15 protein-coding genes and 2 pseudogenes are annotated in these 25,054 nt (G+C 66.6%); 9 read left to right on the top strand and 8 right to left on the bottom strand.

Features of this window, described 5'->3' with window-relative positions; genetic code table 11:
- Nucleotides 1–27: 27 nt before the first annotated feature.
- The 7 genes and pseudogenes from hutU to ACYJP6_RS17345 form a co-directional block, all read right to left on the bottom strand.
- Nucleotides 28–1,710 carry a urocanate hydratase gene (gene hutU / locus ACYJP6_RS17375; protein ID WP_459476277.1) on the bottom strand — a complete coding sequence of 561 codons (1,683 nt, stop codon included), beginning with the start codon at nt 1,708–1,710 and terminating at the stop codon, nt 28–30.
- A gap of 423 nt (nt 1,711–2,133) precedes the next feature.
- A complete protein-coding gene (locus ACYJP6_RS17370) occupies nt 2,134–2,997 on the bottom strand; it encodes a GGDEF domain-containing protein (RefSeq protein WP_459476275.1) in 864 nt (287 codons plus the stop codon).
- A 1,128-nt stretch (nt 2,998–4,125) separates the two neighbouring features.
- The gene (locus ACYJP6_RS17365) at nt 4,126–4,608 is read right to left on the bottom strand and encodes a GNAT family N-acetyltransferase (protein ID WP_459476272.1); all 483 of its coding nucleotides are present in this window, start codon (nt 4,606–4,608) and stop codon (nt 4,126–4,128) included.
- 467 nt (nt 4,609–5,075) lie between these two features.
- Nucleotides 5,076–5,360 (bottom strand): annotated as a pseudogene (locus tag ACYJP6_RS17360) (methyl-accepting chemotaxis protein); the annotation flags it as partial.
- Nucleotides 5,346–6,080: pseudogene (locus ACYJP6_RS17355) on the bottom strand (PAS domain-containing protein); the annotation flags it as partial. The pseudogenes ACYJP6_RS17360 and ACYJP6_RS17355, both read right to left, overlap by 15 nt.
- 517 nt (nt 6,081–6,597) lie before the next feature.
- Nucleotides 6,598–8,586, bottom strand: a complete 1,989-nt coding sequence (locus ACYJP6_RS17350) for a putative bifunctional diguanylate cyclase/phosphodiesterase (protein WP_459476270.1) — start codon at nt 8,584–8,586, stop codon at nt 6,598–6,600.
- A gap of 194 nt (nt 8,587–8,780) precedes the next feature.
- Nucleotides 8,781–10,697, bottom strand: a complete 1,917-nt coding sequence (locus tag ACYJP6_RS17345; protein WP_459476268.1) for a HAMP domain-containing methyl-accepting chemotaxis protein — start codon at nt 10,695–10,697, stop codon at nt 8,781–8,783.
- 515 nt (nt 10,698–11,212) lie between these two features.
- Here ACYJP6_RS17345 and ACYJP6_RS17340 point away from each other — a divergent pair.
- A complete protein-coding gene (locus ACYJP6_RS17340; RefSeq protein ID WP_459476266.1) occupies nt 11,213–11,431 on the top strand; it encodes a DUF1654 domain-containing protein in 219 nt (72 codons plus the stop codon).
- Nucleotides 11,432–11,822: 391 nt separating this feature from the next.
- Complete coding sequence (locus ACYJP6_RS17335) at nt 11,823–14,867, top strand: autotransporter domain-containing protein (protein ID WP_459476866.1); 3,045 nt, start codon at nt 11,823–11,825, stop codon at nt 14,865–14,867.
- A 47-nt stretch (nt 14,868–14,914) separates the two neighbouring features.
- On the opposite strand, the gene ACYJP6_RS17330 is transcribed toward ACYJP6_RS17335, so the two are convergent.
- Nucleotides 14,915–15,811, bottom strand: a complete 897-nt coding sequence (locus ACYJP6_RS17330; RefSeq protein ID WP_459476264.1) for a LysR family transcriptional regulator — start codon at nt 15,809–15,811, stop codon at nt 14,915–14,917.
- Nucleotides 15,812–15,915: 104 nt separating this feature from the next.
- On the opposite strand from ACYJP6_RS17330, the gene ACYJP6_RS17325 reads away from it, so the two are divergent.
- The 7 genes from ACYJP6_RS17325 to ACYJP6_RS17295 all read left to right on the top strand — a co-directional run bounded on the left by ACYJP6_RS17325 (nt 15,916) and on the right by ACYJP6_RS17295 (nt 25,047).
- Nucleotides 15,916–17,442, top strand: coding sequence for an NADH-quinone oxidoreductase subunit L (locus ACYJP6_RS17325; RefSeq protein ID WP_459476262.1), 1,527 nt, complete (start codon nt 15,916–15,918; stop codon nt 17,440–17,442).
- Complete coding sequence (locus ACYJP6_RS17320) at nt 17,439–19,886, top strand: YbcC family protein (protein WP_459476260.1); 2,448 nt, start codon at nt 17,439–17,441, stop codon at nt 19,884–19,886. Before ACYJP6_RS17325 ends, ACYJP6_RS17320 begins: the two co-directional genes overlap by 4 nt.
- 230 nt (nt 19,887–20,116) lie before the next feature.
- Entirely contained in the window at nt 20,117–20,398 is a 282-nt protein-coding gene (locus ACYJP6_RS17315; protein ID WP_459476258.1) for a hypothetical protein, read from the top strand.
- Nucleotides 20,399–20,696: 298 nt separating this feature from the next.
- Entirely contained in the window at nt 20,697–20,960 is a 264-nt protein-coding gene (locus ACYJP6_RS17310; RefSeq protein ID WP_459476256.1) for a hypothetical protein, read from the top strand.
- A 304-nt stretch (nt 20,961–21,264) separates the two neighbouring features.
- Nucleotides 21,265–23,460, top strand: a complete 2,196-nt coding sequence (locus ACYJP6_RS17305) for a TonB-dependent siderophore receptor (RefSeq protein WP_459476254.1) — start codon at nt 21,265–21,267, stop codon at nt 23,458–23,460.
- Between the two features lie 111 nt (nt 23,461–23,571).
- Complete coding sequence (gene fes, locus ACYJP6_RS17300) at nt 23,572–24,819, top strand: enterochelin esterase (RefSeq protein WP_459476251.1); 1,248 nt, start codon at nt 23,572–23,574, stop codon at nt 24,817–24,819.
- A 21-nt stretch (nt 24,820–24,840) separates the two neighbouring features.
- Nucleotides 24,841–25,047 carry an MbtH family protein gene (locus tag ACYJP6_RS17295; RefSeq protein ID WP_459476249.1) on the top strand — a complete coding sequence of 69 codons (207 nt, stop codon included), beginning with the start codon at nt 24,841–24,843 and terminating at the stop codon, nt 25,045–25,047.
- The last annotated feature ends 7 nt before the right edge of the window (nt 25,048–25,054 follow it).

The following is a 25,054-nucleotide window of genomic DNA, read 5'->3' as shown; positions in this document are numbered from 1 at the left end:
GCAGCAAGGCCGCCACCGCGCCACCTATTACGCCTGAGGCTTGGTGATCATCGGCAGATTCAAACCCTGCTCGTGGGCGCACTCGATGGCGATCTCGTAGCCCGCATCGGCGTGACGCATCACCCCGGTGGCCGGGTCGTTGGTCAGCACCCGGGCGATGCGTTCGGCCGCTTCGTCGGAGCCATCGCAGACGATGACCATGCCCGAGTGCTGCGAGAAGCCCATGCCCACGCCACCGCCATGATGCAGCGACACCCAGGTGGCGCCGCTGGCGGTGTTCAGCAGGGCGTTGAGCAGCGGCCAGTCGGAGACGGCGTCGGAGCCATCGCGCATGGCCTCGGTCTCGCGATTGGGGCTGGCCACCGAGCCCGAATCCAGATGGTCGCGGCCGATGACGATGGGGGCCTTGAGTTCGCCGGAACGGACCATCTCGTTGAAGGCCAGGCCGAGCCGCGCGCGCTGGCCCAGGCCGACCCAGCAGATGCGCGCCGGTAGCCCCTGGAAGGCGATGCGCTCGCGCGCCATGTCCAGCCAGTTGTGCAGGTGGGCGTCGTCGGGGATGAGTTCCTTGACCTTGGCGTCGGTGCGGTAGATGTCCTCGGCGTCACCTGACAGCGCCGCCCAGCGGAATGGCCCGATGCCCCGGCAGAACAGCGGGCGGATATAGGCCGGGACGAAACCGGGGAAGGCGAAGGCGTCGTCTACCCCGACTTCCTTGGCCATCTGGCGAATGTTGTTGCCGTAGTCGAAGGTGGGTACGCCCTGGCGCTGGAAGTCGAGCATGGCGCGCACGTGTTGGGCCATGGAAGCCTTGGCCGCCTTGACCACCGCCGCCGGCTCGCTGAGGGCGCGCGCGCGATATTCCTCCCAGGTCCAGCCGGCCGGCAGATAGCCATTGAGCGGGTCATGGGCGCTGGTCTGGTCGGTGACCATGTCCGGACGCACGCCGCGCCGCACCAGCTCGGGCAGAATCTCGGCGGCGTTGCCCTGCAGGGCGATGGAGATGGCGCGGCCTTCGCGGGTGTAGCGGTCGAGGCGGGCCAGGGCATCGTCCAGATCCTTGGCCTGCTCGTCGACGTAGCGGGTCTTGAGGCGGAAATCGATCCGGCTCTGCTGGCATTCGATGTTCAGCGAGCAGGCACCTGCCAGGGTCGCGGCCAGGGGCTGGGCACCGCCCATGCCGCCCAGGCCGGCGGTCAGCACCCAGCGCCCCTTGAGATTGCCCTCATAGTGCTGGCGCCCGGCCTCGACGAAGGTCTCGTAGGTGCCCTGGACGATGCCCTGGCTGCCGATATAGATCCAGCTGCCCGCGGTCATCTGGCCGTACATGGCCAGGCCCTTGGTGTCGAGTTCGTTGAAGTGCTCCCAGCTCGCCCAGTGCGGGACCAGGTTGGAGTTGGCGATCAGCACGCGCGGCGCGTTGCTGTGGGTCTTGAACACCCCGACCGGCTTGCCCGATTGCACCAGCAGCGTCTCGTCGTCACCCAGCGTCTTGAGGCTGGCGACGATGGCGTCGTAGCACTCCCAGTTGCGCGCGGCCCGGCCAATACCGCCATAGACGACCAGCGCCTCGGGATTCTCGGCGACCTCGGGATCGAGGTTGTTCATCAGCATGCGCAGGGGCGCTTCGGTGAACCAGCTGCGGGTGTTGAGCTGGGTGCCCCGGGGAGCGCGGATGGTCACGGAGCGATGGCGGGTGGAGTCGGTCATGGCGGGTCCTGCGGGCGGTTGAGCTAATGATAGGTCATGTATATACAAGTATAGGTAAAAACGAGTCCCAGGCAATAGGCAGGCCGCGCGATGCGTTCCCAGGCGGTGAACGGACGGCGGGAGGCCCGCCCAGGTAGAACCTTCAGCACCTTTCGCTGGGCAGTCGGTCGCGTCAATTCCGGACGTTACGCTGCGCTCTCGAAGACCCTTGGGTGACGCCCGTCGGCGCAGCCGTCCTGCGCGCCCTTTCGCGCTAGTGCTTCACGCAGAGCCAGCAAGCCAGTATCCAGCGCAGTAGCGTCGCCCTGATGGGGCGTCGGAGGAGCTAGGAGTGAGGTGTAGCGAGCTCGGGTGGGTGGCCTCGGGCCAAGGTGCCCTTGCCGAGGGTTGGAATACCGCTTTGTGCAGCGGCTTTCGCGGGCTTCAGGTTGCCGGACCCAGGGCGCCGATCAGCAGGTCGTCAGTCCCCGGCACTGCGGTTGCCGAGGTGACGTAGAAGGGTCTGCCCAAATAATAGGCGCGGCTTCGGCCCTCGCGTTTGGCGTTGTACAGTTCCTGGTCCGCCTGGGAGAGGATGGTGGACAGGTCGCTGGTCACCCGTATTTGTGTCAGGCCGGCGCTGAAACTATAGGGGCAGGGTGGATACAGCTGAGCGGAGGTCAGTAGCGCTGCCACGCTTTTTCGCACGTCTTCTTCGCTGCAGTCCTTGTAGAGAATGCCGAATTCTTCCCCGCCCAACCGGCCGAAATGGTGCTTGATGGAATCCTGCCGGATCAGCTGCGACAGGTGGATCAGGACGTCATCGCCCCGTGCATGGCCCAGCTTGTCATTGATCTTCTTGAAGTAATCGATATCCAGCATCAGGAACCAGGCGTTTTCGGACCTGGTGTCGATGCACATCTCCACCGTGGTGTGGATGGCATCCATCAGGGAGCGTCGATTCGGCGCCTTGGTCAGGAAGTCTATCTGCGACAGGTTCCTGTAGTTCTTCATCAGTTCGTAAAGCCTATTCATTGTTTTTACATAGGTTGCATTCAGACAGGTTCCTAGGACGGTGGTGGCGGCCACGTGCAGATAGAAGTGGTTTTTGAGCAGCGGATCGCCTCCAGCGCTATTTACTTGCCACATGATTGCCCATACCGCGATCAGCGCAACGAGATAGTCTCTAGTACTGACGAAGAATATGGACATGCCCAAGGCAATGAGTGTCGTCGCCACCATTCCCCACATATGCATGTGCTCGCCGAGATAGGCAATCTCCCGCTCGAAAAGTAGGGTGAGCAACACGATTTGGAGTGGTCCACTTGCTCGCCAGACAAATATGTTCCTGGTAAAAACGATTGTCGCTGAAGTTGCCAGGCACAAAGAGACCAATAGATAATCCTGGTTCGTCAGAGGCCGCGGGCCTAGCGGATTAAGCCTCCAGGTAATGGCCAGGGATACAAGCCCTGCTAGGAGTATCAAGAGCAGCGGCCACTGCATCTCTCGGCGCATGTGCTTATGGAAGGTCATGACGAGTCCTTTCGAATTGTGTGGATTAATTCACATAAAGTATCGGGCAAGTGTTTCAATACGTTGCTTAATAAAGGTAAGTAAATATTTCTTACTCTCCATAGGGTTTTGATTCGGCAACTTGTCAGATATCAGTTAAGAGTAATCTCCCTGAAAAGTTTGGCTAAAGACCAAACACTTCCGCGTGGCCTGTCTGCCCATTGCTCTTTACTTGATCGTCGGATCGGAGAGGCAGGTGAAAGGACAGGCGGGTCGCCACGATCCAGGGAAACCGCCACCGTGACTCTCTGGTATCTCGTCTGACAGGGGCGGGAGCCGACCCTCTGCGGGTCAGTGCCTGATCTGCAACTGTCGCCCCGGCTCATCCTTGGCGCCCTGCCGGGGGACGCCTTGGCAACGGTGAGCGCTGCCATGCCTCTCGAGGAGAACTCGATCTCCAGGGCGTCGACCAGGGTGCCCCTCGCCCGGAAGGCGGTGGGAGATTGCCGGACTGGCAGGCCTTTCCAGGCGATTGACCGGCGTGGATGTCAGCGCCGCGCCGGCGGGCATTCGTTGGACCCTGGCCGCTGGGGTTGTGTTCGGCACCCAGGTCACGGGGTCGCCTGGGGAGGAGGGTGCTCCTCTGGGGTGGCGGAAGGATTCGGGCCAGCCGCCGCGGCCGCCGGGTGTCGCTGCGGTCTCGATTCGGTTACGGCCCTGGCCCGATTCGGGTGGGGCGGGGATCGACGCGAGAGCGCTTGGCGAGCAGGCAAAAAAATCCCCCGCCTGGGCGGGGGACAACTCAGTTCGAAGCCTACAGATTCGCCAACCTGGAGGAGATGAGTGTGGAGCACTCAGGAGGGTTGACCGACCGGACCTGGCGGGGTTCAAGCGCAGCCTTGGCCTTGCTGGTCGGTTCTATCCTCAGTTCACATTTCGGGGGTCATCGAGAGACTCAGCGTGGGCGCAGGGGGGCCTCAGGTAGTAGATATCCCATTCTGCCTCGCCCACCTGTTCGAAGCCGTGGCGCCGATAGAAGGCATTGGCCCTGCTGCCCCGCAGGGCGCCCAGGCGGATCGGCAGGCCGAGTGCGTCGACGTCGGCGAGGATCTGCCTGAGCATCGCGCCGCCCAGGCCTCTGCCCTGATGCTCGGGCAGGAGGTACAGGTGATCCAGGTGCCAGGCGTCAGCCAGGGGGCGGACGACGCAAAAGCCCACACGCACGCCCTCGGCCTCGATGAAATGGCACAGGGCCGGATCGAAGGTGGCGAGGAAGCGCTCCCGCGCGCGTTGGGGATCGAAGCGCCCGAGGCGCTCCAGACTTTCGCGCATCGCGGCGATGCGGATGCTCACCAACAGGTCGGCATCGCTCGCAGCGGTGGGGGTGAGCACAGGGTTCAGGTGCATGGTGGCCGGGTCCAAACCTGGGAGACGTCACCCCTAGGTTCTACACGAAAAAGGCCTGTGCTCGGGGCTGTTTCGTTGAAAAAGGCCTGGATCGCCAACCCGACCTGGGTGGCCCAGCGCAATGCTTCTGCACCCTTCGTAGACTCGTGCGCGAGCCCGGTCGTGAGCGAGCCCGGTCGTGCGAGATCCCATCGAGCGCGAGTCCGATCCGCTTCCTCAGCTTTTTTCGTGGGGGCCGCCCAGGCTTCGCCTGACCTTGGCGAGGCGACTGTTCGTACAGCACCTGGCAGGGGTTGCCCCGTTCGACTCGCGGCCCTGGCCAAGGGCCGAAGCGGGTGGCCTGCCGGAACCTGGGGACGCCAGGGTGCGGGCCGCCTAGGCCAGGCGTGATGCTCGGCGCCGCAGGCGAAGGCCGACACCCGGAGGTATCGGCCCCAGGCCTCAGGGGTAGCTCGCCGTCATTGGCGGATCATGTCCGCGGCGCGCTGGGTAGCCTCGGAGGTCCTGGTCGCCAGTTTCCGTACTTCATCGGCCACCACGGCGAAGCCGCGGCCGGCTTCGCCGGCACGGGCCGCTTCGATCGCGGCGTTGAGTGCCAGCAGGTTGGTCTGGGCCGCGATGCCCTGGATGGAGCTGACGATCTCGGTGACATTGCGCAGGTTGCTCTCCATCGCCTGATGCTGGGCTTCCTGGGCCTGGCGCAGCTCGTTCTGCTCATGGCCGGCGTGGATGTCGGTCAGGGCGCCGACCACGCGCAGCGGCGTGCCGTCGCTGGCGCGGCGGGTCTGGCCGCGGGCCCTGAACCAGCGATAGGTGCCGTTCTTCAGTTTCAGGCGGTAGGTGATGTCGAAGCCGGTCTGGCCGCTGCGGTCGTTCAGGTGCGCGCCGAAGGCGTCGATGCTGCGCTGCTTGTCGTCGGGGTGCAGGCGCGAGGCCCAGCTGTCCAAGACGTCCGGAAATTCCTCGACGGTCTCGAAGCCCAGCAGGCGACGAAATTGCGGCGACCACCAGAAGGGGTTCTGTGGATTGACCGGATCACCGGCGATCACTTCCATGTCCCAGAGGCCGTCGTTGAGCATTTCCCGCGCCAGCTCGAAGCGAGTCAGGGTCACCTCCAGTTCGGCCTCGCGCAGCCGCTGGTCATGGATGTCGCGCAGCGAGCCGGCGACCCGCAGCGGGGTGCCCTGACCGTCGCGCAGAGTCTCACCGCTGGCCCGGAACCAGCGGTACTCGCCGTTCTTGGTGGCCAGCCGGTACTCGATGTCGTAAGGGGTATGGCCACTGCGATCGTTCAGGTGGCGGGCGAAGGCATCCAGGGTGCGCTTGCTGTCCTCGGGGTGCAGACGATTCGCCCAGCTGCCGAGTTCGTTGGGGAAGTCCTGCTCGTTGCGAAAGCCCAGCAGGGCGCGGAACTGATCCGACCACCAGAAGGCATTGCGTGGATTGACCGGGTCCCCGGCGATCACCTCCATGTCCCAGAGGCCCTCGCTGGTGGCGCGGTTGACCAGGTCGAAGCGCGTGGCCAGGCGCTGGACCTCGCCTTCGCGCTCCGCCAGGCGCACGGTCAGCTGTTCGATCTCTGCTTGCATTTCATGCAGCTGGGCTTCCAGGGTGTCTTGCTTGCTCAGCAGCTGGCGCACGCCACCGGCGACCCTTTGCAGGACGGCGGGGCCGGCGAGGGCGTCGAGCTGGCCGGCGGTGGCCGGCTGCTCCAGGGCAGTGGCGGTCAGCGTGAGGCCTCGCACCAGGGTGGCGTGTTGAAAGATCGACATGCGTAAGCTCCAGAGCGGGTGGCTCTTCAGATAGACAATGATCGCAGTAAGCGCCAGGTTGTCGGCTGCCGTTACCGGCTCTTTAGCCTGTTCTAGAGCCTTTTTGCGGAAATTTTCGGTCGTGGAAGTGCCGCCCGAGGGCGTGCGCCCGAGGTCATGGCCGGCGCTGCCTCGTGGCCTGACGCCTGGCGGCTTACCCGTGGCAGGGCGCCCGGGGCTAGGGCGCGCTGGTCGCGGGCACCAGGTACTCTGACGCCGGATCGGCCGCGGGTTTGCCCAGCAGATAGCCCTGGGCCAGCCGCACCCCCAGCTGGTGCAGCAGCGCCAGTTGTTCCGGGGTTTCCACGCCTTCGCACAGCACGTCCAGTTTCATGGCCTTGCCAAGCAGCAACAGCGAGGTCAGGACCTGCCCGCGCTGCTCTTCATCCGCTATCGCCAGGATCCGCCGGTCGAGCTTGATCAGTTGGAAAGGCAATTCCAGGATCGGGCCGAGGCCGGCGAAGCCGCTGCCGAAGTCATCCAGGGCCATGCGGATGCCGAGCATCTGGAGGAGGGCGAAGGACTGCCGGGTCTTGGTGTCTATGACCAACTCCACCCCTTCGGTGATTTCCAGCACCAGCCGGTTGGCCGCCAGCCGGGAGAGCCGGAGGGCGGCCGCCACCCGTTCCGGCAGCATGGGGTCGGCGAACTGCAGTGGCGACAGGTTGATGGAGACGCTCAGGTGGGCCGGCCACTGGCTGGCCGCCAGGCAGGCCTCCTTCACCACCCATTCGCCCAGGGCGATGATGAAATTACCCTGCTCGGCCAGGGGGATGAAGAGGTCCGGCGAGACCATTCCCAGGGTGGGATGCTGCCAACGCAGCAGTGCTTCGTAGCCGACCACCTGTTGTGGCTGGACGCGGTAGATGGGCTGGTAGTGAAGCAGGAATTCGCCATTGGCCAGCCCTTTGCGGATGTCGTCCGGCGTGAGCAGGTCTGCATGTTCGAGGGGCGCGCCCAGCACGGCATCGGTGCCGCCTTCGAAGACCCGGTCCCGGCCATCGCGCTTGGCGCGGTAGAGGGCACGATCCGCGCAGTCCAGCAGATCGTCGGCGCTGCTGAGGCCGGCGATGCCGCTGCGGGCGATGCCTATGCTGACGGTGAGGTAGGTCTTGTCGTCCTGCCGGCCCTGGTGGGGGATCTGCAGGGCGCGAACGCGCTGCAGGATGGTCTCGGCCACGGTGAGGGCCTCCGCCGGGGCGACTCGTTCGAGGACCACGACGAACTCTTCGCCACCGTAGCGGCCGACCAGGTCACCGGCGCCGAGGCCGACGGCCAGGGTCTTGGCCACGGTACGCAGGCACTCGTCACCGGCGAGGTGGCCATAGTGGTCGTTGTAGCGCTTGAAATGATCCACATCGATCAGCAGGACGGCGCCTTGCTCCCCCGCCAGACGCCGTTGCCAGAAGTCTTCCAGCAAGGGGCGCAGCTGCCGGCGGTTGGCCAGGCCGGTGAGGGAGTCGGTTTCCGAGAGGATCTGCAGGTCCTGGTTGGCCGAATTCAGGGAGGCCAGGCGGACCTCTTCGCGCAGCTTGTACAGGTAGGAACGGCGGCCCTCGACATTCAGCCAGTAGCTGGCCAGCAGCGAAAAGAACGCCATCACCACGGCGTTGGTGATCATCAGCCCACCGACGATGGGCGACACCGGTGCCCGGTGCACTGCATAGCCGATCACCGAGAGGGCAAAGCCATTGAACAGCAAGGCCGGCAACAGCGGGCTCTTCATGCAGGTATTGGCGAACACCAGCATCAGCGGCCAGGTGAAGATGAACAGCGTCTGGCTCAGCTCGTGGCTGGCCGGACCATTGATGACCAGGCTGTAGACCACCAGCAGCCCCAGGTAGAAGGGCAGCAGGGCCAGCGTTTCCCGCCAGCGATTGAGCACTACCTGGAGCAGGCCGACCACCACCAGGGTGAAGGGAGTGGCAATGCCGAGCATCTGGCTGGCGGCCCAGGGCAGGGCGTCCGGCCGCATCAACCACCACCAGAGCAGGAAGCTGTTGTAGCTCAGGGTACCGATGAGCAGGCAGCGGGTGAGATGGCGGCGGCGGTGCTCATGGATGTCCTGGTGGAACAGGCGTTCCAGCGCCGGCGCGAAGGCGAAGGGCCCCACGGGCAAGGCAAGGGTCTGGTCGACCAGCCGACCAAGCTCTGGAGAGGTTTTCATGGGTGGCCCGTGGTGACGGTAGGGGGAGCAATGTCCGACGTCGGATGTCGTGATAGCGATATGATGGCACCATGGACAGGGTCGTCAGCCACAAGATCCCGCCGGCATGACCGGCGGTTGAGTTGGGGAACCTGACGGTGGGTCCCTTCCGCCTGGCGGCTCCTCGCCAGGCAGGACGGGACCTGCCGGTGTCGTCACACCTTGAAGCGTGCGGTCATTTCCTGGAGTCGGACGCCGATGCGCGCCAGCTCCATGCTGGAGGAGGCGGTCTGTTCGCTGGCCGCCGCGGTCTGGTCGGAGATGTCGCGCACATTGGTCACGTTGCGGCCGATCTCTTCCCCGGCGGCGCTCTGCTGTTCCGCGGCGCAGGCGATCTGCTCGTTCATCGACTCGATGCTGCGCACCGACTGGGTGATGCGCTTGAGCATGTCTCCCGCCTCCCGCGACAGGTCGACGCTGCTGCCGGTGAGCTGGATGTTCTGCTCCAGTACTGTCGCCATCCGATCGGTGCTCTGGTTGAGCCCGGTGATGAGCTGGGCGATCTCGTCGGTGGAGCTCCGCGTCCGCTGGGCCAGGCCACGTACCTCATCGGCGACTACCGCGAAGCCGCGGCCCGCTTCGCCCGCCCGGGCGGCTTCGATGGCCGCGTTCAGGGCCAGCAGGTTGGTCTGTTCGGATACCGCCTTGATCACGTCGAGCACCCCGCCGATGCTGTCGGCGTGGTTGCGCAGTTCCGCCATGGCGGTCTTGGTCGCATCCATCTCGCTGGCCAGCAGTTCGATCTGGGTCACCGCCTTGCTCACCGCTTGGTCGCCTTGCAGTGCCTGCTGGCTCGCGTCCAGCGCGGACTTGGCCGCCTCACCGGCATTGCGCGCCACCTCATGGGTGGTCGCGGTCATTTCCTGCATCGCGGTGGCGATCTGGTCGGTCTCGACCTTCTGCGCCTGGACGCCGGCACTGGTCTGCTCGGTCACCGCCGATAGTTGCTCCGCGGCGCTCGCCACCTGGACGACCCCGTCCTTCATCTCGCCGATCAGCCCGCGCAGGTTGGTGGTCATCTGCTGCATGCTGGCCTGCAGCGCACCCAGTTCGTCCTTGCGGGTCACGTCCAGCTGGTGGGTGAAGTCGCCACTGGCGACCGTTTGCGCGAGCAGGACGGTGTCCTTCAGCGGCCGCACGATGGAGCGGGTGATCAGCCAGGCGCCGGCCAGCCCCAGGGCGATCGCGATGGCCAGCCAGACCAGCAGCAACTGGCGGGCGCCGCTGACGTCGGCTACCTGTAGCTCCTTCTGGATCGCGGTGAGCTTGTCGGAGAGTCCGAGGATGGTGGTGATGGTGCCGGAGATACCGGCCTGTGCCTGGTCGACCTTCGCCTGGCCGTCGATCAGTTGAGTGAGCCGTTGCTGATAACCGGCGATTTCGCTCACGAGTTTCTGGACGGCGGTGGCCGGAAGGCTCGTGGTGCTGGCAAGGCTCTTGGCCTTCGCCTCGACCTCGTCCAGGGCCTGGTGTGCGGCGTTTTCGGTGTCCTTGCTTGGCGCGGCCGCATAGCTGCGCAGGCTGATGCGCATCTTCTGCAGGCCGAGGAAGAGCGCGGTGACCTGCTGGCGGTCTTCGACGCGGCCGCCTTCGGCATTGGCGGTCTCGGCCAACGCCAGGAGGGCGGCATTGGCGGTCTCTGCCGTGGCGGTCGCTGCCTTCTGGGTGGCCTCACGCTCGCGCGTGGCCGTCACTACCTGGTTGTAGAGATCGCGGTAGCGCGTGAGTGCGACCTGAGCCTCGGCCAGGAGGGCTTCGTTGGTCTTGGAATTGAAGTTGGGCGTGACGCCCCGCAACTGGGCCTCGATCTTGTCGAGTGCGGCCAGCCACTTGGCAGCCTGGGCATCGTCGCCCTTGAGGATATAGACGAGGCGCTCGATGCGCATGTCCCGGGCCAGGGTGCTGAAGCCGGAGATGTCACCGATCCGCTCGCTGCGATCGCGCAGCGCGTCCGTGGCCTGCCATCCGGTATAGGCCACCAGCAGGATCATGCCGATCAGAAGCGAGAAACCCAGCGCCAGCTTGGCCCGGACGCTGATGTTGCTGAGGAAATTCCAGCCGTTGTGCTGCATAGGACTACCTGGATAGAAAGCGGGTTGACGGGGCGCACTCGCACTGGACGATCCTGTTATCGCGATAAGTGTGCAAGTACGAAGGCACCCCAGCTACGCGTCTTCAGAGGGGTGGGATTTCTCGCGACGGGCCAAGGACAGGCTTCGCGGCCACCCGATTGCCGGATGAGCGAGACCTGGTGGGCAGCTGTCGAGGCGTTGCGGTTGAGTCTGACCCCTCGATTAATAAAGTGATCTCCGTCACATCTAGCGGGAAGACCGCTGGGCTTAATCGGGGGATAAACGGTGCCCTGGCGGCTCAGGCAGGAGAGCCATCACCTAGAGCGGCTGACCGCGCATTTGGCTGGCAACCTGGAGCGGCATGACGCGAGGGACGGCCAGCCAGGCCAGCCGCATTAAAAATCAATCACCGGTCTCGCCGCGGACCTATGGCTTGCCAGCCAGCCATCCTGGCTAATACTGTATAAAAGAACAGTCTGGAGCCTGCGCCCATGGACCGCAACAGGTTGCCCGAGATGACGCCTTACGATCGGCTGACGCTGCGCGTGTCGCGGCTGGTCAACCAGGCGCGCGGCGTGATCGACAAGCACGTGCACGTGGAGCGGCTGGATGCCGCGGCGGAGGATTGGGAGCTGCTGATCGAGGCGATCGGCGAGACCGAGGGCGTCATCGTCGCCCACCGGGACGACGGCAGCATCGACCTGTTCTGGAAGGTCAGCTACGAGGACTTCTAGCTGGTAGCTGGCTGCCTGAGATCGACCACGAGCCTTTTGGCGATCCAACCGCCTGGGTGGAAGAGGGCGCTGGCCTGGCCGGGAAGCGCCTGTCGGCAACGCCCTGGCGCAGCGGACCCATCAGGCGTGGCAGGTCGTCACGGGGCTACCGGCCAGCGGTGCAATGCCCGAATGACGCCCCGCTGCGCCTTTCCCCACGCGCTGATCCTTCTGACGCCGGCTCCCCCGATGAGATGGCAGCTCAAGCCAAGCGTCGCAAAACTGCCTTGAAACAGCCGTCTCCGCGTCACACGACCACTCTAGGCTCGCCGCCCCATAGCTTGTAACAAATTGTATCCATATCGCTAAGGGGGAAGAGTGGGTGAAACGTTCAGGTAACAAACCGGTGGTGATGACGGCGGTATTCACGGCCTCCTTGCTGGCCCTGTCGGTGCAGGCCGCCAGTCGAGCGAGCAGCAATGCCACCAACGGCGTCGATCTGCTGTCGGGCTACAACAAGCTATGGACGCCGGGAGCCACCTGGAACACCGGCACCCCGACCGCCCTGGGTGCGCCCATCTTGCAGCGCAACGTGCAGTACGTGATCGACCTCTCCCATACCCGCACCCACGACCAGGAGGTGGCGGCCTACTACGACGATCGCCGCGACCAGAGCTACAGCCTGATCAGTGGGCTGGGCTCCCTGGCCAATGCCTACCTGGCCGGCTCGGGTGCCTTCACCACCATCCCGGTGTTCGACGCCTCCACCCAGACGGTGCAATACCAGGACCAGGGCAACGGCTCCGGCGACGTCAACTCCCAGCTGGGCAAGGTCGCCCAACTGGTCAAGGCGATCCGCAACGACGCCTCCACCAGTTCGGCGAAAAGCTTCTACCAGTATCCCCGGCCGTGGCGGCAGACCAGCGAGGACATCGTGGCACCCTCGCTGCATCCCGAACGCAGCCAGACCCCGCAGACCGATGGCGGCTTTCCCAGTGGCCATACCAACGCCGCCTATCTGTCCGCCATCGGCTACGGCTACGCCGTGCCCCAGCGACTGGGTGATGAACTCTTCCGCGCGTCCGAGCTGGGCAACAACCGCATCGTCGCCGGCATGCACTCACCGCTGGACGTGATCGGCGGGCGGATCACCGCCACCTATTTCGCCATCGACAACCTGGTCAACAATGCCCAACTGCGCAGCGACGCTTTTGCGCAGGCCCAGGCCTATTTCGCCCAGGTCTGTGGTGGCGACATCAATAACTGCGTGCCCAGCGTCGATCCCGCCACCGACCAGCAGTCGCAGCACGCCCAGGACAAGGCGCTGTACACGGCCCGTCTGACCTACGGCTTCGCCCCCATCGGCGCGACCAATTTGGCGCCGGTGGTGCCGGTCAACGCTGAGGTGCTTCTGGAGACGCGCTTCCCCTACCTCAGCGCCAGCCAGCGCCGTGACATTTTGGCCAGTACCGAGCTGTCCTCCGGCTATGTGGTCATCGACGAATCCAACGGCTATGGCCGGCTCAACCTGATGGCCGCCGCCGACGGCTATGGCGCCTTCAACGGCAACGTCAGCGTCACCATGGACGCCAGCCTTGGCGGCTTCAACGCCCGCGATGCCTGGCGCAACGACATCGGTGGCAGTGGCAGCCTGACCAAGAGCGGCAGCGGCGAACTCACCCTTAGCGGCTTCAACACCTACAGCGGCGGTACGCTGATCGATGGCGGTACCCTGCGCGGCTACGCTCACGCGTTCGGCAGCGGCGACATCACCGACAACGCCACCCTGGTGCTGGACCAGTCGGTCAACGACACCCTCGCCAACAACCTGCGCGGCACCGGCAGCCTGGTGAAGACCGGCGTCGGCTCCCTGAGCCTGACCGGCAACAGTGATTTCTCCGGTACCACCAGCGTCAACCAGGGCCGCCTGGCCATCAACGGCAACCTCGGCAATTCGGCGGTGACGGTCAATTCCGGTGCCACCCTCGGCGGCAACGGCAGCCTGGCCAGCCTGCGCGTGGCCCAGGGCGGTATCCTGGCGCCGGGTAACTCGGTGGGCCAGCTCAACGTCAATGGCAACGTGACCCTCGACCAGGGCGCTATCTACCAGGTCGAAACCGATGCCACCGGCCGCGCCGACCGCCTGGTCGCCAACGGCAGCATCGCGGTCAATGGCGCCACCCTGGCGCTGGTCTCCAGCCCCTACTGGCAGCCGCTGGGCAGCTATCAGTTGCTCAGCGCTGGCAATGGCCTGAGCGGCAGCTTCGGACAGATCCAGTCCGACTTCGCCTTCCTCACCCCGACCCTGAGCTACGGCGCCAACCAGGCGACCCTGAGCCTGCCGCGCAACGGCGTGGCCTTCGCCGACCTGGCCGATGGCCGCAACGCCCGCGCCGCCGCGGCCGGCCTGGATGCGGCCGGTGCCGGCAATGCGCTGTGGAATCAGGTGGCCGCGACCAATGCCGCCGGTGCTCGCTCGACCTTCCAGAGCCTGGGCAACGAACTGCACGCCACCACCAAGACGGTGCTGGTGGAAGACAGCCGCCTGGTCCGCAACGCCATGGCCGAGCGGCTGCACGAAGCCCAGAACGATGCGCCGTCCAGCGCCGGTATCCAGGGTCTGGCCGGCACCCCCGAGCGTGGCCTGGTCTGGACCCAGGCCCTCGGCGCCTGGGGGCGCAATGACGGCAGCCACGCCGCCAGTAGCCTGGACAGTCACAGCCGCGGCCTGCTGATCGGCGCGGACATCCCGCTGGACAATGGCTGGCGCGCCGGTGCCCTGGTGGGCTTCGGCCATACCGATCTCGACCTGCGCGACGAATCCGGCTCGGTGGACAGCACCGACTATCACCTGGGTCTCTATGCCGGTACCCAGTGGGATGCCCTGAGCCTCAAGCTCGGCCTGGCCTATAGCTGGCACTCGGTGGAAGCGCGCCGTGATCTCCTGATCCTCGGCAGCGACCAGCACCTGGCGCCGGATTACGACGCCGGCACCACCCAGGCCTTCGGCGAACTGGCCTACCGGATCGACGCGGGCAACCTGAGCCTTTCGCCCTTCGCCAACCTGGCCCAGGTGCACCTGCAGACCGATGGGTTCCACGAGCGCAGCGGTGCCCTGGCGCTGGACAATCCGCGGCAGACTACCGACGTGACCTTCAGCACCCTGGGCCTGCGCCTGGCCAGCAAGCCGCTGGGCGATTGGAAGGTGGTGCCCAGTGCCACCCTGGGCTGGCGCCATGCCTTCGGCGATAGCACTCCGGAGCACGAGGCGGCCTTCGCCGGGGGACCGGACTTCAAGCTGGTGGGGGCGCCCATCGCCCGGGAAGCAGCGGTGGTCCAGGGCGCGCTGGACATGGCGCTGACCGAGACGGTGTCGCTGGGCCTGGGCTACGACGGCCAACTGAGCGGTCGCAGCAAGGACCAGGACCTCAGTGCCAAGTTGAGCTGGCGCTTCTAGCGCGCCGACATCCCTGGCCTCGCTGCATTGGCGAGGCCAGGGATGCCCTAGCCTTCGGCCACAGCCTGCGCCAGCGGCTGGCCGAGCAGCTCGTCCAGGATGTTCAGCCGAAACTGGCGCTGCAGCGTCACCGCATAGAATTGCTCGGCGATCTCGGGCACCTCGGCGTACAGCTGCAGCGCCCCGCTGCGCAATTCGTCCTGCACCACCACCGCGGGCAGCAGCGCCATGTCGCCGGAATCCCGGGCGAGCAGGCGCAGCATGGCCATGTCGTCGACCTCGGCGCAGATCAGCGGCTGCAGCCCCTGGCCGGCACAATAGACCTCGAACTGGCTGCGCACGTCGCTGCTGCGCCCCGGCACGATGAGCCGGGCCTGGTGCAGATCCCGCCGCAGGTCGAAGGGGCGGCTGTCCTGGCGGGGCGGGCCGATCAGGCACACCGCCTGGCGGGCCAGCAGCCGGCATTGCCAGGTGCGCTGGCTGTCAGCGCTGACTGCCTGGTTGGTCAGCACCACGTCCAGCTTGTGCAGGGCCAGGCGCTCCAGCAAGGCCTCCACACCACCGGATTCCAGGGTGAGCACCAGGTCCTCGCGCCCGAGGAAGGGCCGCAACAGGTTTTCCTGGAAGTTGCGCGAGAGGGTCGCGACGGCGCCGATGCGCAGCGTCTGACTGGCCTGGCCGGTGTGCTGCAGGGTGGTCTGCAGCTCACTGCCGAGGGCGAAGATGGTCTCGGCGTAGTCCAGCACCAGTTGCCCGGCTTCGGTCAGGCACAGGCTGCGACCGGAGCGCAGGAACAGGGCATGCCCCAGCTGCTGCTCCAGGACACGGATCTGGGTGGAAAGGGCCGACTGGGAGACGTGCAGCGCCTCGGCGGCGCGGGTCAGGTTGCCTTCCTTGGCCACGGCCCAGAAGTAGTGCAGATGATGGAAATTCAATCGGCGCATGGGCTGTTCTTATTAAGTGAACGATCGATTCTGATCTATCTATTTTAACTGGATCAGACATTTCTTGACACTAGTGCGATCCCCATGATCGAGGAGCGCGCATCTTGTCTAGCCTGCCGGTTTCCCTGGCATCTTTGCTGCCCTGGGCCTACGTCCTGGGCTTGATCCCCGTCGCCTTCCTGCAGTCGCCACGACGATTCTGGTGGCCCGCCCGGGCGGCGGGTTATCTCGGCCTGATCCTGGCAGTGGCCGCCGGGCTGCAGGCGGCCTTAGGTGGACCGTCCGGCGACCGCCTCGGCCTGGCGATGGCCGGGCTGGTCAGCCTGCTGGCCCTGGTGATCATCGAGTATTCCCAGCGCTACCTGGAGGGCGAACCCGGGCAGCGGCGCTACGGGCTCGCCTTGTTGGCCACCCTGGCCGCCGTGGCCACGGTGGTGACCAGCGCCAACCTGTACCTGCTGGTCGGTGCCTGGATCCTCTCCAGCCTGAGCCTGCATCAGCTGCTCACCTTCTACCGCCACCGTCCCCAGGCGGTGGTGGCCGCCCACAAGAAGTTTCTCGCCAGCCGCCTGGCCGATGTCAGCCTGCTGCTGGCGACCGTGCTGCTGGTGCGGGCCAGCGGGGATAGCCAGATCGCCGGGATCCTCGCCGCGGTGGATGCCCGGCTACAGGCCGGCGGCCAGCTCGGCTGGGACCTGCAGCTGGCGGCGCTGCTGCTGGCCCTGGCGGTGATCCTCAAGTCGGCCCAGCTGCCGGTGCATGGCTGGCTGATCCAGGTGATGGAGGCGCCGACGCCGGTCTCGGCACTGCTCCACGCGGGGCTGGTCAACCTCGGCGGTTTCCTGCTGCTGCGCTTCGCCCCGCTGTTTTCCGCCGCAGTGCCGGCGCAGAGCCTGCTGGTGCTGGTCGGCGGCCTGACGGCGGTGCTCGCGGCGCTGGTGATGATGACCCGGATCAGCATCAAGGTCCGCTTGGCCTGGTCGACCTGCGCCCAGATGGGCCTGATGCTCCTCGAGTGCGGACTGGGGCTCTATGAGCTGGCGCTGGTCCACCTGCTGGCCCATTCGCTGTACAAGGCCCATGCCTTCCTGGCGGCCGGCGAGGCGGTGGCCCTGGCTCGCCGCCAGGCCCTGCAGCCACGGCTGCCGCTGCCGGGCCTGGCGAGTCTGGCCTGCGCACTGCTGCTGGCCGCCCTGGCGCTGATCCTGCTGAAGGGCCTGTGGACCCTGCTGCTGCCCGACCACGAGCTGCCCTGGGTGGCCCTGACGATCCTGGCGATCGGCCTGGCGCCCTGGTGCCTGAGGCGTGGCCAGCTGGCGCACGGCCTGCTGGTGTTCGCCCTGTTGCTGGGGGCCTACCTGCTGTGGCACCAGGCAGCCGGCTGGATTCTCCACCAGCGGCTCGCCGAGGCACCGGTGCCGCTGACCCTGCTCGCCGTCGCGCTGCTGCTCGGCCTCTACCTGCTGCAGGGGCTGCTCCTGGCCCGACCCCGCGGCGCCCTGGCCCAGCGCCTCTACCCCCTGGCCTTTGCCGGCTTCTACCTGGATGAGCACTTCACCCGCCTGACCTTTCGCCTGTGGCCGGCGCGTTCGCCGCAACCCCTTATCGTGTCCCTCGGAGACCGTTCATGACTGCGTTCGAACACCTCGCTCGCCTCGACCAGACCTCGCTGCAGGAAGCCGCGCGGCAGGCCTGTGCCCGCATCGCACCGACCTGGCCGCTGGATCGGATGATCGCGGTCAACCCGCTGTGGGAGCGCTGCGATCAACCCTGGTCGGTCGTCGCCGCGCAGCTCTGGCAGCGGGCCGGCAGCCGCCTGACCCTGAGTGCCGCGGACTATCGCCAGGCCTGGCAGGACGGCACCCTCGCCGAACGTCATCTGCAGCAGGCCCTGGCCGAGCACGACGGCTCCTGGACGCCCGCCCAGCTGCTGCAGGCGTTGCAAGCACCGGAGGAGGAGGGCCGGGGCCTGCCGCTGCTCGAAGACCTCGCCGAGCCGGGCATCCCGCTCCCGGGCTGGCCGGCGCTGATCACCCAACAGATCGGCCAGAGCTGCGCTGCCTGGTTCGATCAGGAGCAGGCCGACTGGCGCCCGGACGACCGCACCGGGCTGTACCAGGCCTGGCGGGCCAGCCTGCTGGCGGACCAGGGCTTGAGCGTGCTCAGTGCCTGTCGCGACCTGCACGCACGCATCGCAGCGCTGCCCGCCGAGCCCCAGGCGGCCCTGGAAGCCGCGGTCCGCCACCTCGGCCTGGCGGCGGAAGACTGGGCGCCCTGGTTCGATTGCCTGCTGCTGCGCAACCTCGGCTGGGCGTCCTGGTGCGCCTACCGGCGCTGGCAGGCCAACCTGCAGGGCGAGGAGGACCGGACCATGCAGGAGTTGCTGGCCATCCGCGCCGCCTGGGAATGGCTGGTGGACGATCGGCGCCGCGATGCCGGCAGCCGCTGGCAACGCTGGCGCGCGGCCTGGGCGGCCCAGCTGCAACGAGCGCCTTCGGCCAGCTGGCAGGCCCTGCAGCTGTGGCAGCGCGCCGACGAACTGGCCTGGCAGGAGCAGTTGCAGCGGACGCTCTGCCAGGGCGTCCCCGCCGGCCTGCCGGAGGCGCCCCTGGCCAAGCTGTTCTTCTGCATCGACGTCCGCTCCGAACCGCTGCGACGCGCCCTGGAGCAGGCCTGTCCGGAGCTGGAGACCGGCGGCTTCGCCGGCTTCTTCGGCCTGCCCATCGCCTTCACCCCCTTGGGCACCCAGGCCACGCGGCCGCAGTTGCCGGGTCTGCTGGCCCCCCAGCTGCAGGCCAGCGAGGGCAGTGGCGATGAGGCCCAGGATCGACAGCTGGCCGAGCTGCGCCAGGCGCGTCTGGCTCGCCAGGGACGCTGGCGGCTGTTCGAGCGGCTGCCGGCCTCAACCTTCACCCTGGTCGAGAGTGTCGGCCTGGGCTACGCCGGTGCCCTGTTGGGGCGCACCTATGGTCTGCTCGGCGGCGCCTTGCAGCCGGACCGCAACGCCTGGCGCCGCAGCGAATGGCAACGCCTGCAACCGCGCCTGCCAGCCATGGCGCTGACCCAGAAGGTCGACCTGGCCGAGCGGATTCTCAAGGCCATGGGGCTGCGTGGACCAGTACCGGCGCTGCTGGTGCTGCTTGGCCATGGCAGCCAGAGCGCCAACAACCCGCAGGCGGCCGGGCTCGACTGCGGCGCCTGCTGTGGCCAGAGCGGCGAGATCAACGCCCGGCTGCTGGCCGGGTTGCTCAACGAGACCAAGGTCCGCGTGGGCCTGCGAGCGCGCGGTCTCGACCTGCCGCCGCAGTGCCGGGTGCTCGCCGGGCTGCACAACACCACCACCGACGAGGTGCGGATCTTCGCCGACGAGGCGTTGCCGGCGGCGCTCCAGCCCAGCTGGCAACGCCTGCGCACGGCCTTGGACCTGGCGACCGCCGCGGTGCGGCGCGAACGAGCCGACGCGCTGGGCCTGGCAGCCCTGGCGGACAAGCCGGATCGACTGCTCGCCCGGCTGCGGCGGCGGGCCCGGGACTGGGCGCAAACCCGTCCCGAATGGGGGCTGGCCGGCAATGCCGCCTTCATCGCCGCACCCCGCGCCCGCACCCGTGGCGTCGACCTGCAGGGCCGTGCCTTCCTGCATGACTATGACTGGCGGCTGGACGAGGACGGCCAGCTCCTGGAATCGATCATGACCGCGCCCATGGTGGTGGCGCACTGGATCAACCTGCAGTACTTCACCTCGACCACCGACAACCTGCGCTTCGGCAGCGGCAACAAGCTGCTGCACAACGTGGTGGGCGGCCATATCGGGGTGTTCGAGGGCAACGGTGGCGACCTGCGCATCGGCCTGGCGCGGCAGTCGCTGCACGACGGCCAGCAGTGGCGACATCGCCCGCTGCGCCTGCACGTGGTGATCGAGGCACCGCGCGCCAGGCTCGACCAGGTGATCGCCAACCAGCCGGTGGTGCGCGATCTGGTGCGCCACGGCTGGCTGCATCTGCTCCGGCTCGACGCGGAACCGGCCAGCCTCGAGCGCCGTACGGCCAGCGGTTGGCAGCAACTGCCGGAGGCCTGACGGGGTGTGGACCACCGCGGCGGTTACCGCCTGGTCCTCGGTAGGCCGCCCCGGTGGACCATGGCTGCGGACAGGGTGGGGTAGGGCCGCGCCGGGCGGCGTCCCTACCTGGGCGTCCGTCGCCTTGGCGTTGGGACGGACACCTCAGGTAGCACAGCCAGTGCGGCCCGGCAGAAACCATCCTTGACCGGCGGCAGTCTCTGGGAGGTCTCTTTCATTAGGAAAACCCGATGTCGAAAGCGCTACTGTCCTCGCTCGTGCTGGTAACGGCCGCCACCCTGGCCGCCTGCGACAAGACCTCCGAAGACCACGCCCGGGATGCCCAGGCGCATAGCCACACCGCCCAGGAAAAGGTCGCCGAAGGCAAGGTCGAACGCGCCTCCCAGGAACAGGCCAAGGCCGCCGAGGATCGCTCCCAGGCCAATGCGGCCGCGGCCAGCGAAGGACGCCATACCCCGCCGGATTCCGCGGTGCCCGGCTACATCAAGTCGCCGAGCAAGGAGAATCCCTGATCCTGCACGGTAGGCTCACACCGGCCCCTTGGCGGTGGGCGGGGTAGGGAGCTGACCGTTCCTGGAAGTCCTCTTGCGGGCAGCGGCCGGAGCCGGACATCCGCCTCCTGGGCGGGCGCCGGGCAGCCGTGGGGGTGAGGGCCAGGCCCGTTGACCGAGCGGGCCCCGCTCAAGGACGCAGCGGCGCGGGCCGACGAGGGTCTTTCTCGGGCCGAGCAATGGTTGTTTACATTCATCGCCAGGCGATTAGAGTAGGGAACCCGCAGCCAGCCCTCGTTCACCCTCCCTGGAGCCGCCCATGAGCCCTTCGCGACCGATCCACTGGTATCGTGCCCGTAGCACGTTCGAAATCGTCGCCCTGGGTCTGGGGATGATCGCCCTGGTGGTGGCCCTCGATCAGGGCTTGCGCAATTCACCCTCCGAGCACCTCGCCGACTACCATGCGTGCAAGGGCGATGGCGGACTGGCGCGGATGAACGCCATCGGCGAGATCGTCTGCCGCCTGCCCAGTCCGGTGATTGGCCAGGTCGCCGCCAAGACGCCCGCCGTCTCCGGGCTCTGAGCCACCGCGCCTTCCCGTCCTACTGCTGCTTCGAGGCCGTCCAGCCGCGGCCTTGCCTCCCTGTCGACGGCGCCGTCCCGGTCCCGTCAGCGCATCCGCCCGTCACCTCCGCGAGATTCCGCCCAGCCAGGGGCTGGGACTGCCGGCTGTCCTGCAGCCGCGCCAATCGCCGACATCTCTTAACGTAACATTTGATAATGAGAGTTTTTATCATTTAAAGTGCTCGCCCCTCGCGCGCGCTTCGGCGAGGAGCAGCCTTCAAGTGCACGGCGTCGGCTGCAACGCCACGGTCACAAGGATCACCATGAACACCCAAGGAATTCTCTGCCAGCCCCTTCGCCCCCGTCATGCAGCGCTTCGGCAGCTGCTCCTGGTCGGCGCGCTGATCCCCTTTCCCCTGACGGCCCTCGCCGCGACGGTGGCCGAGCAGAACGCAACGGAACTGGACACCCTGACCATCGAAGGCAACCGTCTCTACGACATGGCGCCTTCCGAGCAGACCGGCGGCTACACCGTGGATTCGGCGACCGTGGGCACCAAGACGCCGGCGGCGCTGCGCGACATTCCTCAGTCGATCACCTCCTACACCAGCGAGTACATCAAGGATCGCAACTTCAACACCCTGGATGACCTGGCCAAGTCCACCGCCGGGCTGCGGGTGCTGACCAACGACAGCGGGCGCTCTTCCATCTATTCGCGTGGCTACGAATACGACGAGTACAACATCGACGGCCTGCCGGCACCTATGACCAGCATCTTCGGCACCGTGCCCATCCTGTCGCCCTTCGACCGGGTCGAGATCATGCGCGGCCCCTCCGGGCTGTTCAACAGCACCAGCGAGCTGGGCGGCATCGTCAACATGGTGCGCAAGCGCGGCACCGAGGAATTCCAGGGCCATATCACCGGCCGCTACGGCTCCTGGGACACCAACTACCAGGAAATCGACCTGGCCGGACCGCTCACCGAGAGCAAGAACGTCCGTGGTCGCTTCGTCGCCTCCCGGGCCGATACCAATGGCGAGGTGGATTACAACGCCAGCACCAACGAGAGCTACTACGGCGACCTGGACATCGACCTGTCGGATTCCACCCAGGTCTCCTTCGGTCTCATCCATCAGGTCAAGAACATCACGCCCAACAACGGCTTCCCCACCGATGCCCAGGGCAACCTGCTGGACTTCAGCCAGTCACGCTTTTTCGGCGCCGATTGGAACTACTTCGATGGCCAGACCACCGACGGCATCTTCGAGCTGACCCACAGATTCGACAATGGTGGCTATGGGCGCATCGCGGCGCGGGCATCGCATCGTGAGGCGGACTACCTCTACGCCTTCACCGGCGGCGCCGTGCAGGCCAATGGCAATACCAGCATCCGCACCACTACCCGCGATTTCGACCAGGACGCCTATTCACTGGATGCCAGCTACAGCCAGCCTTTCGAGACCTTCGGGCAGGTCAGTGAATTCGTCGTGGGCACCGACTACAAGCACTACGACACCGACTACAGCAACGGCAATGGCGTGCTGGGCACGGTAAACGTCAATACGTATTCGCCCAGCCGTTTCGCCAAGCCGGCCCGGGTCTATCAGACCGAGCTGACCAGCGACGAGAAGGAATTCGGTCTCTATTCCAAGCTGACCTTCCGCCCGATCGAACGCCTGGCCTTGATCGGCGGGGCGCGAGTCGGCTGGTATCGCGGCGATGCCAACACCCGGACCTTCGCCACCGCCACGGCTGCCGAGACCAACAAGCCGGCTGACCAGCAGCACAACGGCTACGTCACGCCCTATGCGGGTCTGGTTTACGATCTCGACGACAATCACTCGCTGTATGCCAGCTATTCGCGCGTCTACAAGCCGCAGACCGACTACGTCGAGGCCAATGGCGATCCCATCGATCCGCGCGAAGGCGAGCAGTACGAGGCCGGGATCAAGGGCAGCTACTTCCAGGGTGACCTCAACACCCGGCTCTCGCTGTTCCAGCTGACCGACGAGAACCGGGCGACCGCCTTGCTCAATGCCAATGGCGTCTCCACCGGCTTCTATACCAACTCCGGCAAGACCCGGGTGCGCGGGGCCGAGCTCGAGGCCAGTGGCAAGCTGACCGACCAGTGGGAGGTGCTCGCCGGCTATACCTACATGCGCACCGAGAATCTCAGCGGAGTAGCCAATACGCTGTTCGAAACCATGCCCAAGCACATGGCCTCGCTGTGGACCAAGTACACCCTGGCGGGTGGCCCGCTGACCGGCCTCAGCATCGGCGGGGGCGTCACCGCCATGAGCGATTTCTCCCAGACCACCAATAACGTCACCGTCTCCGCTCCTGGCTATGCCACGGTCGATGCCAAGTTCTCCTATCCGGTCACCAAGCAGCTCACCGCGACCCTGGACGTGAACAACCTGCTCGACAAGGATTACTGGTCCCGCGTAGGTTCGGTCTCCACCTTCAACTTCCAGGGACCGTCGCGCAGCGTGATGGTTGGGGCCCGTTACGATTTCTGATGACCCTGAGGTCCGGGCGGCGCGCCGAGCGTCCGGCCCGGACCGCGGTCTCAGACATCCTCACCGTTTCGACACCGCCGACGATCTGCCAGGACGACACACTGCAACGCGATGAACGATCCACTTTTCCAGCGTGACGACGTGGGCAGCGAGCCCTGGTGGCAGGCCGTGGCCGCTCGGGGCACGCCGCTGATCGAGCCCACCGTCGACGGCCGCTATCGCCTGACCTTTCTCTGGCGCGACCCCGCGGGGCTGGCCGAGCACTCCGACACCCGGCGAGTCTGGCTCAATATCACCGGCGTCACCGATCATCATCAACCGGGTCTGCCGCAAAGCCTCGCGCGCCTGCCGGGCACCGATGTCTGGGCCTGGGAGACCGAGCTGGACGGGCGCTGGCGCGGCAGCTATTGCCTGATTCCCACACCGGAAGCGGCACCTTTCGAGGGTGCCGCCGAGCCCGACCTGCAGGGTATCCGCCTGTGGTGGCGCAGCGTCTTCCCGCTGGCCCAGGCCGATCGGCTCAATCCCCGCCGCGCCTGGCAGGGTGGGCGGGGGCTGGCGGTATCCGGCGTGCACCTGCCGGCCGCGCCGGCGCAGCCAGCCTGGGTCGGCTTCGACGAGGACCCCGGTGAGGCGTCCCGCACCGGGGTCAGGCTGCAGCAGCACCGGTGGGACAGCGCCCGGCTGGGCAATAGCCGACCTGTCTGGCTCTTCACGACGGGTGATAGCAACCCTGAAGAACGGCCCCTGGCGATCCTGCTGGACGGACAATTCTGGGCGCAGACCATGCCCATCGGCACGCCGCTGCAGCAGCTCACCGACCGCGGCCTGCTGCCAGAGGCGGTCTACCTGCTGATCGATAACAGCGACCGCGCCTTGCGTGGCAGCGAGCTGCCCTGCAATCCGGAGTTCTGGCTGGCGGTGCAGGAGGAGTTGCTGCCGCAGGTCAGGTGCTGGGCACCCCATGCGCAGGAGCCGGCCACCACCGTCGTGGCCGGCCAGAGTTTCGGCGGGCTGGCGGCGCTCTATGCCGCCCTGCACTGGCCGCAGCGCTTTGGTTGTGCCCTGAGCCAATCCGGCTCCTTCTGGTGGCCTGAACGCGGTGCGCCAGGGCGGCTGTTCGAGGCCCTGGCGGCTGGGCAGGGTGCGGGTCAGTCGCTGCGGCTGTTCATCGAGGCCGGGTTGCGTGAGCCGGCCATCCTCGAGGCATCACGCGCCCTGGTCGAGCGCCTGCGGGCGCAGGGCCATGAACTCGACTATCGCGAGATCGACGGAGGCCATGATGCCCTCTGGTGGCGCGGCGGCCTGCTCGACGGCCTGGTCCGGCTCTGGCAACCCCTGGTGGCCGTCGGCCCCTGACACTTTCCCTTCGGAGGTCCGATGGACGCCCTCAATCCCTTCGACGACCCGGCGCAGGTGCTGGTGATTCTGCGTAACGCCCGGGGCCAGTGCAGCCTCTGGCCGGAAGCCATGGCCTGTCCCGCCGGCTGGGCGCCGGTCTTCGGACCGGCGCCCCGTGCGGCCTGCGACGATTGGCTGGCGTCCCACTGGCGCGATATCCGCCCGGTCGTTTCCTCGCTTTCCTGACTGGAGT

It is taken from the genome of Pseudomonas sp. No.117, from assembly GCF_054558395.1.
The sequence above is the reverse complement of the archived record's forward strand: the minus strand, read 5'-3'. Positions and strand labels throughout refer to the sequence as shown.

What these genes read in the sequence shown, in the direction of transcription:
- ACYJP6_RS17305 (WP_459476254.1), top strand. Translation starts at nt 21,265, where the DNA reads ATGAACACCCAAGGAATTCTCTGCCAGCCCCTTCGCCCCCGTCATGCA.
- ACYJP6_RS17340 (WP_459476266.1), top strand. Translation starts at nt 11,213, where the DNA reads ATGACGCCTTACGATCGGCTGACGCTGCGCGTGTCGCGGCTGGTCAAC.
- fes (WP_459476251.1), top strand. Translation starts at nt 23,572, where the DNA reads ATGAACGATCCACTTTTCCAGCGTGACGACGTGGGCAGCGAGCCCTGG.
- hutU (WP_459476277.1), bottom strand. Translation starts at nt 1,710, where the DNA reads ATGACCGACTCCACCCGCCATCGCTCCGTGACCATCCGCGCTCCCCGG.
- ACYJP6_RS17345 (WP_459476268.1), bottom strand. Translation starts at nt 10,697, where the DNA reads ATGCAGCACAACGGCTGGAATTTCCTCAGCAACATCAGCGTCCGGGCC.
- ACYJP6_RS17350 (WP_459476270.1), bottom strand. Translation starts at nt 8,586, where the DNA reads ATGAAAACCTCTCCAGAGCTTGGTCGGCTGGTCGACCAGACCCTTGCC.
- ACYJP6_RS17330 (WP_459476264.1), bottom strand. Translation starts at nt 15,811, where the DNA reads ATGCGCCGATTGAATTTCCATCATCTGCACTACTTCTGGGCCGTGGCC.
- ACYJP6_RS17310 (WP_459476256.1), top strand. Translation starts at nt 20,697, where the DNA reads ATGAGCCCTTCGCGACCGATCCACTGGTATCGTGCCCGTAGCACGTTC.
- ACYJP6_RS17295 (WP_459476249.1), top strand. Translation starts at nt 24,841, where the DNA reads ATGGACGCCCTCAATCCCTTCGACGACCCGGCGCAGGTGCTGGTGATT.
- ACYJP6_RS17320 (WP_459476260.1), top strand. Translation starts at nt 17,439, where the DNA reads ATGACTGCGTTCGAACACCTCGCTCGCCTCGACCAGACCTCGCTGCAG.
- ACYJP6_RS17315 (WP_459476258.1), top strand. Translation starts at nt 20,117, where the DNA reads ATGTCGAAAGCGCTACTGTCCTCGCTCGTGCTGGTAACGGCCGCCACC.
- ACYJP6_RS17335 (WP_459476866.1), top strand. Translation starts at nt 11,823, where the DNA reads ATGACGGCGGTATTCACGGCCTCCTTGCTGGCCCTGTCGGTGCAGGCC.
- ACYJP6_RS17365 (WP_459476272.1), bottom strand. Translation starts at nt 4,608, where the DNA reads ATGCACCTGAACCCTGTGCTCACCCCCACCGCTGCGAGCGATGCCGAC.